This window comes from Sulfitobacter sp. 1A12157 (assembly GCF_043557345.1).
Lineage (GTDB): Bacteria > Pseudomonadota > Alphaproteobacteria > Rhodobacterales > Rhodobacteraceae > Sulfitobacter.
Genome location: NZ_JBIFFV010000002.1, coordinates 234476 through 246482, shown reverse-complemented (window position 1 = coordinate 246482; position 12007 = coordinate 234476). Strand labels below are relative to the sequence as shown.

The 12007-nt window shown below is 61.1% G+C and carries 14 protein-coding genes; 6 read left to right on the top strand and 8 right to left on the bottom strand.

Annotated elements, in window-relative coordinates; all coding sequences use genetic code 11:
* Nucleotides 1–40 precede the first annotated feature (40 nt).
* The 3 genes from ACGYLC_RS05135 to ACGYLC_RS05125 form a co-directional block, all read right to left on the bottom strand.
* Complete coding sequence (locus tag ACGYLC_RS05135) at nucleotides 41–919, bottom strand: PhzF family phenazine biosynthesis protein (protein ID WP_394401735.1); 879 nt, start codon at nucleotides 917–919, stop codon at nucleotides 41–43.
* A 77-nt stretch (nucleotides 920–996) separates the two neighbouring features.
* Nucleotides 997–1215 carry a DUF1150 family protein gene (locus ACGYLC_RS05130; RefSeq protein WP_394401738.1) on the bottom strand — a complete coding sequence of 73 codons (219 nt, stop codon included), beginning with the start codon at nucleotides 1213–1215 and terminating at the stop codon, nucleotides 997–999.
* Between the two features lie 4 nt (nucleotides 1216–1219).
* The gene (locus ACGYLC_RS05125; protein ID WP_394401741.1) at nucleotides 1220–1633 is read right to left on the bottom strand and encodes an Hsp20 family protein; all 414 of its coding nucleotides are present in this window, start codon (nucleotides 1631–1633) and stop codon (nucleotides 1220–1222) included.
* 163 nt (nucleotides 1634–1796) lie between these two features.
* Between ACGYLC_RS05125 and ACGYLC_RS05120 the strand changes: the two genes are divergently transcribed.
* From ACGYLC_RS05120 to ACGYLC_RS05110, 3 genes are all read left to right on the top strand, one after another.
* On the top strand, nucleotides 1797–2021 hold the full coding sequence (locus tag ACGYLC_RS05120) for a YdcH family protein (protein ID WP_067267347.1): 225 nt from the start codon (nucleotides 1797–1799) through the stop codon (nucleotides 2019–2021).
* A 95-nt stretch (nucleotides 2022–2116) separates the two neighbouring features.
* Nucleotides 2117–2602: a 5-(carboxyamino)imidazole ribonucleotide mutase gene (gene purE / locus ACGYLC_RS05115; RefSeq protein ID WP_394401744.1), complete on the top strand. Its 486-nt coding sequence runs from the start codon at nucleotides 2117–2119 to the stop codon at nucleotides 2600–2602.
* Nucleotides 2595–3665 carry a 5-(carboxyamino)imidazole ribonucleotide synthase gene (locus ACGYLC_RS05110; RefSeq protein WP_394422023.1) on the top strand — a complete coding sequence of 357 codons (1071 nt, stop codon included), beginning with the start codon at nucleotides 2595–2597 and terminating at the stop codon, nucleotides 3663–3665. Before purE ends, ACGYLC_RS05110 begins: the two co-directional genes overlap by 8 nt.
* Before the next feature lie 2 nt (nucleotides 3666–3667).
* Here the strand turns inward: ACGYLC_RS05110 and ACGYLC_RS05105 are convergent, their stop codons facing one another.
* Together ACGYLC_RS05105 and ACGYLC_RS05100 are read right to left on the bottom strand one after the other, a co-directional pair.
* Nucleotides 3668–4810 (bottom strand): alpha-D-ribose 1-methylphosphonate 5-triphosphate diphosphatase, encoded by a 1143-nt coding sequence (locus tag ACGYLC_RS05105; protein ID WP_394422022.1) that lies wholly within the window; start codon nucleotides 4808–4810, stop codon nucleotides 3668–3670.
* The gene (locus ACGYLC_RS05100; RefSeq protein WP_394401752.1) at nucleotides 4797–5594 is read right to left on the bottom strand and encodes an esterase/lipase family protein; all 798 of its coding nucleotides are present in this window, start codon (nucleotides 5592–5594) and stop codon (nucleotides 4797–4799) included. Before ACGYLC_RS05100 ends, ACGYLC_RS05105 begins: the two co-directional genes overlap by 14 nt.
* 66 nt (nucleotides 5595–5660) lie before the next feature.
* On the opposite strand from ACGYLC_RS05100, the gene ACGYLC_RS05095 reads away from it, so the two are divergent.
* The gene (locus ACGYLC_RS05095; RefSeq protein ID WP_394422021.1) at nucleotides 5661–6125 is read left to right on the top strand and encodes an NUDIX domain-containing protein; all 465 of its coding nucleotides are present in this window, start codon (nucleotides 5661–5663) and stop codon (nucleotides 6123–6125) included.
* On the opposite strand, the gene ACGYLC_RS05090 is transcribed toward ACGYLC_RS05095, so the two are convergent.
* From ACGYLC_RS05090 to ACGYLC_RS05080, 3 genes are all read right to left on the bottom strand, one after another.
* Nucleotides 6091–6939, bottom strand: a complete 849-nt coding sequence (locus tag ACGYLC_RS05090; RefSeq protein ID WP_394422020.1) for a DMT family transporter — start codon at nucleotides 6937–6939, stop codon at nucleotides 6091–6093. The two genes, ACGYLC_RS05095 and ACGYLC_RS05090, sit on opposite strands and share 35 nt — an antisense overlap.
* A 178-nt stretch (nucleotides 6940–7117) precedes the next feature.
* On the bottom strand, nucleotides 7118–7867 hold the full coding sequence (locus tag ACGYLC_RS05085) for an ATP-binding protein (RefSeq protein WP_394422018.1): 750 nt from the start codon (nucleotides 7865–7867) through the stop codon (nucleotides 7118–7120).
* 70 nt (nucleotides 7868–7937) lie between these two features.
* Complete coding sequence (locus ACGYLC_RS05080) at nucleotides 7938–9368, bottom strand: ABC transporter substrate-binding protein (protein ID WP_394422016.1); 1431 nt, start codon at nucleotides 9366–9368, stop codon at nucleotides 7938–7940.
* A gap of 11 nt (nucleotides 9369–9379) precedes the next feature.
* On the opposite strand from ACGYLC_RS05080, the gene ACGYLC_RS05075 reads away from it, so the two are divergent.
* Both ACGYLC_RS05075 and ACGYLC_RS05070 read left to right on the top strand, forming a co-directional pair.
* Nucleotides 9380–11455 carry an ATP-binding protein gene (locus ACGYLC_RS05075; protein ID WP_394422015.1) on the top strand — a complete coding sequence of 692 codons (2076 nt, stop codon included), beginning with the start codon at nucleotides 9380–9382 and terminating at the stop codon, nucleotides 11453–11455.
* Nucleotides 11456–11478: 23 nt separating this feature from the next.
* Nucleotides 11479–11907, top strand: coding sequence for a response regulator (locus ACGYLC_RS05070; RefSeq protein WP_067267334.1), 429 nt, complete (start codon nucleotides 11479–11481; stop codon nucleotides 11905–11907).
* Nucleotides 11908–12007: the final 100 nt, after the last annotated feature.

The following is a 12007-nucleotide window of genomic DNA, read 5'->3' as shown; positions in this document are numbered from 1 at the left end:
TGGAAACGCAGCCCCTCGGGGCTGCGTTTTGCGTTTCGGCTCAGGCCGTCTCTGGCATGAAGACTTGGCCCGACATCACCACACGCCCCTGCCCCGCCACACGGACACCGGTGATCGCATCGCGGGGGCCAAGCACCTCAACCCCTGCCCGACCGGGGCGGCCCATGAGGTGCCCTTGCTCAGCCACGAAGGCCGGGCTGTCGATCAATCCGCGCGCCCAGAGATAGGCCGCCATGGCACCCGTCGCCGATCCGGTGAAAGGGTCTTCGGCGGGGCTGGGTGGGGCCAGCAGCAGCCGCGCATAGGTATCGCCCGCCGCGGTCGCGCCTTCGAGGGTGACCCAGAAAGGCTCCATCATATCGCTGCCCTGCCCCAGATGGGCATCATAGGCCGCGAGCGCCTCGGGGTTGAGCTTCAGCCCTTCCAAGGCGGCGCGGCTGCGCAGAACGGTGATACAGAACGGCAACCCGGTGGAGACCACCTGCGGCGGCGCGATGATATCCTCGGGGGCCACGCCACCCACCTTGGCGACGAGATCGGCAGGCACTTCTTCCCCGAAAACCGGCGCGATCTGGGTCATGGCGATTTGGGAGCCGCGGACCTCGACCTCAACGATCCCCGCGCCGGTCTCCAACCGCAGCGGCCCTTCGCCGATCAGCCCGCGATGGCGCAGCGCCGCGACGGTGGCGATGGTGGGATGGCCCGCAAAAGGTATCTCACGACTGGCAAGGTAGTATTTCACCCTGAAATCCGCGACCTCCGACGGGCCGGTAAAGGTGCATTCCACGAGAGATGTCTCGCGCACATAGGCCATGCATAGCTCATCCGACAACCCTGCCCCGCCATGCACCACGGCGCAGCCATTGCCGCCGAAGACTTGGTCGGTGAAGGCATCCACCCAGTCGAAATCGAAATCCATAAGACCGCTCCCAATAAAAAGGCCGCAGCGAACTGCGGCCTTGCATCGGGCTTAGCGTATCGTCGTGCCGTGCGGCGTCAATGCACCATCACCGGGCGGTAGTCATGCTCTCGCGCCAATGAGAAGGCGAGTTTCTGATCGCCGACCAGCGCCAATTGCTGCCCTTCGGCATCGTGTACGGCATAGAGAAGCTCAAGCCCCTCGGCCTGATCGCGCACCTCGCGCGGCAGATCGGCGACAGCGATGGTTTTGACATAGACCATACGGTTGTTTCCGTGGGTGATTGCGTCTTGCATGATGTTACCCCTTCTTGATCTTGATGGTTTGAACCACCGTTTCAGGCTTGGCGCGGGTCAGGTCGACATGCAGCAGACCATTCTCCATAACCGCTTCACCCACATCGACCCCATCGGCCAGTACGAACGAGCGCTGGAATTGACGCGCGGCGATTCCACGGTGCAGAAACACCCGGTTTTCGCCATCGTCGGACTGACGCCCACGGATCACGAGCTGTCTATCCTCAACGGTTATCGACAGATCCTGTTCCGAAAAACCCGCCACCGCCAGCGTGATGCGATAGCTGTAATCTGAGGTTTGTTCGATGTTGAACGGCGGATAGCCTTCGTTTCCGGCCTTGGCGCTGCGTTCAAGCACCCGTTCCAATTGTTCAAACCCAAGCATATGCGGGTAAGAGGCAAGCGTTAATTTCGTCATGCGACACGTCCTTATCAGGTCAAGCGACAGTGTTTCACAGGCCCCGCAACCGGCAGCCCGTTGCATTGAATATGGGGGGGCTTCGGCAAGGGCGCAAGGGCTATGCCAAATGATCTCAACCGCTTATATTCAAAGTTCAGATGCCCAACGGAATCACCTGCCCATGAATGCCCCTACCGATCTGTCGATGAAAACGGACGAAGTGCTGCGTGTCGAGCTTGAGGTCTTTCGACGGGAACATCGCGATCTGGATGACGCCATCCATGCGCTGGTCGAACGCGGCACCGGGGATCAACTGACCCTGCAACGCCTCAAGAAACGCAAACTGCGTCTCAAGGATTTGATCGCCCAGATCGAAGATCGGCTGACGCCCGATATCATCGCCTGACCCATTATCCCCATGGCCCGCGGCAATCGGCGTTGCCAGATGGGCCGTGATGGGTATAGTGCGCGCTCTGATCCACCAAGAGAAGGCCCGCAGCAATGACCACGCCCCCGGTTGGCATCATCATGGGATCCCAGTCCGACTGGGCCACCATGCGCGAAGCAGCAGCCCTGCTGGACGAGCTTAACATCCCCTTCGAGGCGCGCATCGTTTCGGCCCATCGCACGCCGGACCGGCTCTGGGATTATGGCAAGACGGCGGTGGACCGGGGTTTGCAAGTTATCATCGCGGGCGCAGGCGGGGCGGCGCATTTGCCGGGCATGATGGCCTCCAAAACCCGCGTGCCGGTGATCGGTGTGCCGGTGCAGACCAAGGCGCTGTCGGGGGTGGATTCGCTCTATTCCATCCTGCAAATGCCGCGCGGCTTTCCGGTCGCGACCATGGCCATCGGGGCCGCAGGCGCGGCCAATGCCGCTTTGATGGCGGCGGGCATCCTTGCGCTACAGGACGCGGAACTGGCCAAGCGGCTGGACGATTGGCGCGACGCGCTCAGCGCTTCGATCCCCGAGGTGCCGCATGACTGACCCCCTGCAAACCGGCGCCACCATCGGCATTCTGGGCGGCGGTCAATTGGGCCGTATGCTTTCCGTCGCCGCCGCACGGCTTGGCTTTCGCAGCCATATCTTCGAGCCGGGCGCAAACCCGCCTGCCGCCGATGTGGCCCATGCGGTGACCACCGCCCCCTATGACGACCACGAGGCGCTGGAGGCTTTCGCCCGCGCCTGTGACATCGTCACTTTCGAGTTTGAGAACATCCCCACCGAAGCGCTCGACGTGGTCGAGGCGATCACCCCGCTGCGCCCGGGCCGCGAGGCGCTGCGCATTTCTCAGGACCGGCTGACCGAGAAGACCTTCCTCGGCGATCTTGGCCTGCGCGTGGCCCCTTTTGCCGATGTGACCGACGCCGCCAGCCTGAAGGCCGCCGTGGCCCAGATCGGTACGCCTGCAATCCTCAAGACCCGGCGTTTCGGCTATGACGGCAAGGGCCAAGCGCGGCTGAAAGACGATACCGACCTCGACGCCGCCTGGACCGAGATGAACGGCGCGCCTTCCGTGCTCGAAGGTTTCGTGAACTTCAGCGCCGAAATCTCTGTCATCGCCGCGCGCAGTGCCACGGGCGAAGTCGCTTGTTTCGACCCCGGCGAAAATGTCCACCGCGACGGCATCCTGCACACCACCACCGTGCCCGCCAAGATCAGCAATGCACAGCGCACCGACGCGGTGCTGCTCGCCGGTCGCGTGCTGAACGCGCTGGATTACGTCGGCGTCATGGGGGTCGAGCTTTTCGTCACGCCGCAGGGGCTGATCGTGAATGAGATCGCCCCCCGGGTGCATAACTCTGGCCATTGGACCCAGAATGGCTGCACCATCGACCAGTTCGAGCAGCATATCCGCGCCGTGGCCGGGTGGCCCTTGGGCGACGGGCAGCGCTATGCGGATGTGGTGATGACCAACCTCATCGGCGATGACATGGACCGCGTGCCAGAACTCGCCCGCGCCCGCGACACGGCGCTGCATCTCTACGGCAAGGCCGAGGTCAAACCGGGCCGCAAGATGGGCCATGTCAACCAGATCACCCGCGGCTGAGGTCAGCCGAAGAACCGTTCCGCCACTGCGCCGGACATGAAGCTCACCTGCCCCGCCGCGAAAGTGGCGGCGACGCGGCCCGTGGCTTTGTCCAAGACGACGATATCGGCGCGTTTGCCGGGCGCCAGCGTGCCGCGATCCGAAAGCCCCAGCACCTGCGCCGGCCCGGATGAGACCAGCGCCCAAGCGCCCGCAAGGTCCAGCAACCCGCTCTGCGCCAGCATCAGGGCGGCGCGGCGCGGCGAGGGGTAATGATAATCCGACGCCAGCGCATGACAGAGCCCCATGCTGATCAGGTCCAGCGCCGAAAGGTTGCCGTTGTGCGACCCGCCGCGCACCACATTGGGCGCGCCCATGATGACCGCATCCCCCGCCCCATGCGCAGCCTCGGCGGCTTCCTGCGTTTCGGGGAATTCCGCCAGAGTCACGCCCCGCGCCCGCCAAAGGGCGCGGCCCTCGGCGGTCTGGTCGTCATGGCTGCCCATCTTGACGCCTCGCTGCGCCAGTTCCGCGCAAAGCCCGTCCAGCGCCGCGGGCACCTCGTCGCGCCGCGCGTGCATCTCCTGCATCTGCGCCAAATGGCTCTCCGGGCTGCGCCCGGCCTTTAGCGCCTGCCCGACCAGCCGTTTCGGGGTCTTACCGGCCGCCAAACGGTCATGCGGCAGGTGATCGTTGAACACCACATAGCCCACGCCCCACTCCGCCATGCGCTGCGGCAGGCTGTCGTAGAGGTCGAGCATATGGGTCTCGAACCGCAGCTGCGGGCGGATGTCGGTGACCAACTCCGGCGCGGTGTCGCGGATGCCGCTAAAGACCTGATCGGCAAACGCCAGCCCCCGCAGCCCACCTTCCCAGCTGACGAATTGGGCCAGGACCGCGGTGGTCATGCCATTGGCCGCAAGCTCCGCCTCCGCCGCGACCAACCCTTCGGACAGTTGCTTCATCGCCCCGCGACGCGGAGCCAAATGCCGCTCAAACGCGTCGCCATGCAGATCGACGATCCCCGGCAAGACCTGAAAGCCGGTCAGATCGACAGGCCGCCCCACCGGAGCATCGGCAATCACCCCACCGGCAAAAGACAGCGGCGCGCGGCTCAGCCCCTCGGGGTGAAGCACCTCTGCGTTGACGAGATCAAGGTTTGGCATCGTCCCCTCCCAACCCAGGCAGGCAGCCCGCTTCGGGGCAGCCGATCGCATTCAAGACCCCGTCGATAAAGGTCATCGACCGGTCGAAACGGCCGGTTTTCAGAAAGGCCATCGTTTGCGCGATGACGCGCGGGTTGTTCATCATGAACGTATGGGTCACCGGCAGAACGATATGGTCTTTCATCCCCGCCACACGGGTCGAGGCGACCGAGACTTTCCCGTCATCCGGCCCCGGCAAAAGGCTGGAAAAATAGGGGTTGAGCGACTGTGACCCGGCAATCACGCCCAACTCGAATGGGACCGGCGGCAATTGGTTCGGCAGCGCCTCGGCATCGGTGCCGATCTCGGCCCCCGCGGGGCCGTTCAACCACTCGAAGGCGGGGTTCTCGACCAGTTCGTCCACCACCTCGCTTCCGTGATTGGGCGGCCCCAGCATCACCACGCGCCCGACCCGGTCGGCCCCGGCCTCGGCCACCCATTTGCGCACCAGAATACCGCCCATGGAATGGGTCACGAAATCAATCCGCGCGGTGCCGCAGGCGTCAATCGCGCGCGGCAGGGTCTGTTTGGCCAGTTCCGCGATATTGGCCTCGGTCGAAGGGTAGCCCGGGCGCACCACGCGGTAGCCTTCGGCGGCCAAGGCGGCTTCCATCACGGCAAAAGACATCTCGGTCCGGGCCAGCCCATGCAGCAAAACAACACAGCGCCCCGCCGCGTTTTCGGCCGCGGCAGGCAGGGGGATCGCCAAACAGATCGCGGCAATCAGCAGGGTGAAAGTTCTCATCATGCCCTCCAGATAGACTGATTGCCCAGACTGTGAAATGGTCTTGGCGCGTTACCTGACGAAAGTATGCCGATGCCCCGCCCTTGCCCTCGATTGGCCGCCCGCGCCGTGCTGCTGCACGAAGGCCGGCTGCTGCTGGTCAACGCCTATGCCGATGATCGGCTCGGCCTGATGTGCGCCCCCGGCGGTGGAGTGGAGGCCGGTGCCTCCCTCCCCGACAACCTGCGCCGCGAGGTTTTTGAGGAAACGGGCCTCACGATCTCGGTCGGCGCGCTCTGTCTGGTTAATGAGTTCCACGACCCCGGCGGCGATTTCCATCAGGTGGACATCTATTTCAGATGCCACATCCTCGGATCCGCCCAAATCGCCCCCGAATGGCAAGACCGGGAAGCCATCGTCACGCGGCATCAATGGGTCACTCAAGCGGAACTGGCACAAGTCCCGCACAAGCCCGATAGCCTCGGCACGGTCGCCTTTGGCCCCGAGGAGGCGGCAATCACCTACGATCCGTTGGAGCCGATTTTGCGCTAATCGCCCAAGCGATCCCGCCCAAAACCAAGGCCGTTGCGAGGACAAGCGTCAAGCTCAGCGGCTCACCCAGCAGCAGCGCTCCGGCGAGAATCGCGATGATCGGCACGCTCAGCTGCGCCACCGCCGCCGTGCCTCCGTCGATCCGCGTCAGCACCGCATACCACAGGGCATAGCCGAGGCCCGAGGTCACCCCACCACACAGCGCGCCCAACAAAAGCCCCGTCACGTTGAAATGCGCCCCCGCAAAAGCGGGCAGGATGAGCATGAACGGCAAGCACAGCAAAAAGTTCGCCGAAGTCGCTGCCAGCGGATCGCCAGTTCTGCGACCGATGATCGTATAGGCGGCCCAGCCGATCCCCGCTAGCACCATCAGCCCGGCGCCGATTGGATCCGTGGAACCCTGCCCATCCGGCCAAAGGACCAAAACCAATCCCGCAAAAGCTGCCGCAGCACCCGTGATCTGCCGCGCGGTGGGCGCCGCGCCAGTCAAAGCGGCGTAGGTGAACATGGTGATCTGCACCACGCCGAAGAGAATGAGCGCCCCGAGCCCCGCGTCCAACGTCAGATACGCCAGACTGAACCCGATCATATAGACAGCCAGGCTCACGGCCCCACCGATCCTGTTGCGTCGCAAAAGCGGCAGCCGCCCGCCCCGCAGCGCAACCATCACTGCCAAGACCAAAGCCCCCGCCCCGACCCGAACAAGAGCAAAGCCCGCCGGATCGATATGCCCGCCGTCGACGGCCATCCGGGTTAAAATCGAGTTCGCCGCAAAAGCGCACATGGTGAGAGCGGAAAGAAGAAAAAGCTGCATGTCATATCGCTTAGCCGCCCTCACCAGCCGCGCCAAGCGCGGATTGAATTTTGCATCGTGCCCTAACTGGGTCGTGATGATCTCCTCCTTCGCGTCGGCTGGCTTGGACGGATAGAGTGGTGCGAGCCTTGGATGACTTTAATGGCGCCAGTGGGAATGTCTTGGCTCTCCGCGGTTGCTACTTCATTGCCACCCCCTCCATACGCACGGATACAGTCGTACCACGCCCGGCCCCCGTGGATATCAAACCGGCATGGCCCCCATAGGCCGTGGCGATTTTGCGAACCAAGGCCAGCCCCAAGCCCGACCCCTCGACTTCATCGCGCGATCGCAATGTTGTCATCGGCTGGAAGACACGCTCATGATAACGTGGCGGTATTCCCGGCCCATCATCGGAAACGGTAACTATCATGGCCGCCCCTTCGGTTTTTACAACCACCTCGACCCGCCCGGAACACCGATCATGATGCTTGATCGCGTTTCCAATCAATGCGGCGAAGAGACTGTGCAAGTCCTGTTCGTCAACGCGGACAAAATCGCACCCAAAGTAGTGGTCAATCTCAAAACCCTTTGGCAGCCCGACTTCCTCTACCGCGGCATCAAAGGCCTGCCGAAGCTCGACCTCAGACACATTGCGGCCCCTTCCGGCGCGCGAGTATTGAAGCAGGTCGACCAGCATCCGATCCAACCGCCGCGTATGCCGCATCATCAAGGCGATGGAACTGTGGACCGCAGGGCTTACCTCCAGCCCCGCGTCCTCAATATCCTCGGCGATCCATTCAGGCAGTTCCAACAACGCGCGAATGGAGCCGCGCAGATCGTGGCTCACCAAATGAATAAATTCCTCGGCATCCGCGCCGGGAGGCTGCGGCGGTTCGCGCGAGGGTAGCTCATGGCCTGCAGGTAGCTTTAACAGCCGCTGCGTCATATCGCGATCTCCCAGCGATCGGCGCGTGAGCGAACTACCCCGGGCGCGCGAACTAAAAATAGCGGCTTCATCAAGCGATCTCCCTCAGGAGTCGACGCGCCTCGGCCGGATATTTCGCACGCAGACGCGCCCACCTTTGTATTTGCCTTTCGCGACCAACCCGGCTGGTGATCAGCTGCCATTGCTGTGCCACCCGGGTCAGAGCCATTTTGGGCGAAACCTCGCCCTGAAGCGCCTTATCCAATCCCCTCCCCAATGTTTGGAAATACTCAGACTGTCCTTTCAGATAAAAATCCGGAATCGCACGTTTAAGCGCCGCGCGATGCACCTCAAGAAAGGATTTTGAATAGGCCGCCTCTACCCCCAGGTCACTATAATGCTCATGACGAAAAGGGTCGAAAAACCCATCCGGCTGTCGAACGGCGAGTGTCGACATTGCCGGCGTGACCGCGAAAAGGGCGAATAGGTAGGCGAGTTCTTTTTGGGTCGATGCCGCGCTGATGACAAAGCTCCATCCCCAATTGAAATAGGGGATCTCGAGCAATTCCTCCCCCAGCTGCCCCCCGGGGGTTGGCCCATAGACCATCCGTCCGCGCATCGACGATCGAGGAGAGTTAAGGAATTTCTGCGTTCCGCCCCAGCCAATGTTGCAAAAGACATCACCCTTCGCGTAGCGCGCCCAATTTCCAAACAGTCCAAGGCTTGAGGTTTCGGGCGCAAGGCAGTCCGTAATCGCAATCAACTCCTCCAGCGCCGCCACACCCGGTTCATCTGCGATTTGCGGGGTCATATCGGGGGTCAGCGGCCAATAGCCTTTGGCGTGAAACCGCACCCACCATTCCCATGCGAGATACCCCGGCGTGCGGAACAACAACCCACCAAATCGACCGGCCTCTGGTGCATGAAAAAACCGGATTTGCCGGTCCAATTCCTCCCAAATTTCTGGCTGAACAAGTGGATAGCCGAAACGATCGGCGTAACGCGCTTGTTCATCCGGGTCGCGAAGCATATCGCGATGGTAGAACATCAGATAGGCGTCGCCATCTGTTTGAAAACCATAGGTTTTACCGTCGAACCTATCACCTTCTTGGTACAGCATAGGATCGCGAAACCCCGGCGGTTCATAGCGTGCGGCGAAGCCATCCAAAGCATGGACCGCACCTGCGGCCACGAGGTCTGCAACACCAAAAGTCGCGGGCAAAGCCACGTCATATCGCGCCTCCCCAAGCACACTATTGAGCATCAGTTCCGCGTTGATCTGATCGACATGTACTTCTTGCAAGTCGACCTCGACCCCGGTCCGTTCTGTAAAGACCTTTGCGACCGGCTCCAGATTGGCCCGCGACCCTTCTGGCAACAGAACCGAAAGCGTCTTGGCGCTACCTCCCAAATCGCGGACCTGCGCGGCCACCTTTATATCGATTGCCTCCCCAAATGCCGGTGCGGCGATCAGCGTGCTGACTCCGGCTCCCAAACCGATAGAAAACTTTCGCCTTGTCAACCTGCGCCCGCATGACACGGTTCAATCCTCCGATCCGCTGCCGGGACATCGTCCCCTCTAGCTGCTGGTTTAAGGCCAAGGCGATTAACATTGCGTTAATCGGTCCCCGCTATTCAGATGACATGAAAACGATGCATCTCCCTTGGCGACTGCTACAACTTTTCGGCAGCCGCATCAGCACCCGGCTCCGGGCGGCATTTCTTCTCGTTGCCGCTATCATCGGTCTGGCGGGTTGGATTGCTACAGGGCAAATGCGCGCTGTCTTGGCCAGCCATGCTCACCTAAGCCAAGAAGCGCTGCCGATGTTGGCCGTGTCCCAACAGATCGAGCGGTCATTGAATGGCGTATTTCTTTTAATTGAACAGTTAAATCAACAAGGTAACGCCGCCTCATCCTCCGCTCTCAGCCGGGAAATCGGGGCAAAGATAAGCAAGATCTCCAAGCTCTTAAATGACGTGTCGAGGTCGGAGATCGCGCCCCCCTTGGCAGCCCGGTTGGAAAAGCGTCTGGAGATGGCGCGGCGCGCGACGAATGCGACGGTTGTCAGCCTTCAGGAGATGCGGCATGCGGAGGCAAAGATCGCCTCGACTCTCGATTTAGTCGAGAAAATTCAAGAACATAGTCACATCATCATTGATGACCTGGCCTATCGGCTTTCAAGGCAAACCGAAGCCTTTAGGCCTCCGAGTTCCGGCCAGATTCAAAATTCTACGTCCCGCTTTCCAGACCTGCTGTTAAGTGCGGTCAATTTGAATGACATTCGGCTCAGTCTCGATACGCTCATCAACGTCGTTATGTCGCAGGGGTTAGAGAACCAACCCTTTCAATTCGAGCGTGCGAAACTGCTTGTCGAAGAACATCTTCAGGATGCCATCACTCGATTACCACGCATCCACGATACGGCCAGCAGGCAGTCGCTGGCCCGCCAAATTGATGCCCTGCGCGACGAACTGCTTGGCCCCGAAACCGGTTTTTTCGCCCATACAACGGCCCGCCTGCAGTTTCACAACAACTTTGAAACGCTGCGCGCGGAACACTTGCCCATGATCGTGGAAATCTCCGATATTTCCTCCGATCTGACCCAGAATACCCTAGAGCGGGTGGATGCTGCGACGGCGGCTCTACGGGATACCATCAACCGGGTCATTTGGACGGTGGGCCTCACCATCGCCGCTGCTTTCCTCGTGATTGCTCTGACCAACGGCTTGGTTATCGAACGGCAATTTAACCGGCGCATCAGACGCTTGACCGAGTCAGTGACCGCGATCGCTCGGGGGAACCTCGACCATCCGATTACCGTGAGAGGCCGGGACGAGCTTGGAGAGATGGCGCGCGCGTTGACCGTCTTCCGCACCACGGCGGAGGAGCTGCGGCGCTCGAATATCGAACTGGAGAAATTCGCCTATATCGCTGCGCACGATCTGCGTTCACCCCTCCGGGCAGTGCATGAATTGAGCCTTTGGGTGCTGGAGGACGAGGACAACGCGCTAAGCGCCGATAGCCGAAGTTATTTGCTGATGTCTCAACAACGGATCGACCGGCTAAACCGTCTTTTGGCCGATCTTTTGGACTACGCTCGCGCAGGGCAGGACCAGCCTGCGCCGGAGCCCGTGCATCTTGGACGTTTGGTTGCCGAGCTCGCCCGTTACATCGATACCGAAGGCCGTTTCAAAGTCACCTTTACCGGGGCAGAGCAGGTCGTCGATGCGCAACTCACACCCTTGCAGCAAATCTTGGGCAATCTCATCTCGAATGCGATCAAACACCATGACCGGGATCATGGGACGATCCATATCAGTGCGGAAAAGAGGCGGGACCGTCTGGTTTTGACCATCCGCGATGATGGGCCAGGCATAGAGCTTCGACACCAGGGGAAAATATTCGAACTGTTCCAAACCCTTAAACCCCGCGATGAAGTCGAGGGGAGCGGCCTGGGCCTTGCCATCGTCAGCAAGCTCGCGTCCCACCAAAAAGGCAAGGTCACGCTAATTTCCAATCCCGTCAAAGGGCGCGGCGCAACCTTTGTGGTCGAACTTCCCTTGGCTTTACCTGCGCCTCAAACCCTGCCCGTGGCGGCGGCCGCGTGACAGAAGTCGGAAAGGAATATCGGATGAAAACGACGCCCGCGAAATTTCTTATCGTCGATGATGACAAAGTCAGCGTGATGGCCATGCAACGCGCAATGCGCAAGTTGAAGATCGTTAACGAGACGGCGGTTTGCCATGACGGACAACAAGCGCTTGAGTTTTTGGCAGAGGAAGTGAAACGGCATGGGCGTTTGCCACCCTATATCATCACGCTCGACCTGAATATGCCGCGCATGGGCGGGCTTGAATTTTTGGAAGTCGTCCGGGCCGATCCCGCCTTGGAGCGTATGGTGGTTTTCGTCTTCACCACCTCCGATATGCCCACGGACGTGCAATCGGCCTATAGCAAAAATGTCGCGGGCTATATCGTGAAGGAGAACCCGTCAGAGACCTTTGCCAATGCGCTCGACATGCTGAACACCTATGCGCGGATCGTAGAGCTGCCCAGTTGACCCGATCAGAACCGGACAAGCCACAGATGGCAGCCCCCTTGAACGCAGAGAGACGCGCCATTGCTGGCGCGCCTCCGAAACTTCAGCCGAAAGGGCTGGC

What these genes read in the sequence shown, in the direction of transcription:
- ACGYLC_RS05110 (WP_394422023.1), top strand. Translation starts at nt 2,595, where the DNA reads ATGACTGACCCCCTGCAAACCGGCGCCACCATCGGCATTCTGGGCGGC.
- ACGYLC_RS05090 (WP_394422020.1), bottom strand. Translation starts at nt 6,939, where the DNA reads ATGCAGCTTTTTCTTCTTTCCGCTCTCACCATGTGCGCTTTTGCGGCG.
- ACGYLC_RS05075 (WP_394422015.1), top strand. Translation starts at nt 9,380, where the DNA reads ATGACACGGTTCAATCCTCCGATCCGCTGCCGGGACATCGTCCCCTCT.
- ACGYLC_RS05085 (WP_394422018.1), bottom strand. Translation starts at nt 7,867, where the DNA reads ATGACGCAGCGGCTGTTAAAGCTACCTGCAGGCCATGAGCTACCCTCG.
- ACGYLC_RS05125 (WP_394401741.1), bottom strand. Translation starts at nt 1,633, where the DNA reads ATGACGAAATTAACGCTTGCCTCTTACCCGCATATGCTTGGGTTTGAA.
- ACGYLC_RS05120 (WP_067267347.1), top strand. Translation starts at nt 1,797, where the DNA reads ATGAATGCCCCTACCGATCTGTCGATGAAAACGGACGAAGTGCTGCGT.
- ACGYLC_RS05105 (WP_394422022.1), bottom strand. Translation starts at nt 4,810, where the DNA reads ATGCCAAACCTTGATCTCGTCAACGCAGAGGTGCTTCACCCCGAGGGG.
- ACGYLC_RS05130 (WP_394401738.1), bottom strand. Translation starts at nt 1,215, where the DNA reads ATGCAAGACGCAATCACCCACGGAAACAACCGTATGGTCTATGTCAAA.
- ACGYLC_RS05135 (WP_394401735.1), bottom strand. Translation starts at nt 919, where the DNA reads ATGGATTTCGATTTCGACTGGGTGGATGCCTTCACCGACCAAGTCTTC.
- purE (WP_394401744.1), top strand. Translation starts at nt 2,117, where the DNA reads ATGACCACGCCCCCGGTTGGCATCATCATGGGATCCCAGTCCGACTGG.
- ACGYLC_RS05070 (WP_067267334.1), top strand. Translation starts at nt 11,479, where the DNA reads ATGAAAACGACGCCCGCGAAATTTCTTATCGTCGATGATGACAAAGTC.
- ACGYLC_RS05095 (WP_394422021.1), top strand. Translation starts at nt 5,661, where the DNA reads ATGCCGATGCCCCGCCCTTGCCCTCGATTGGCCGCCCGCGCCGTGCTG.
- ACGYLC_RS05100 (WP_394401752.1), bottom strand. Translation starts at nt 5,594, where the DNA reads ATGAGAACTTTCACCCTGCTGATTGCCGCGATCTGTTTGGCGATCCCC.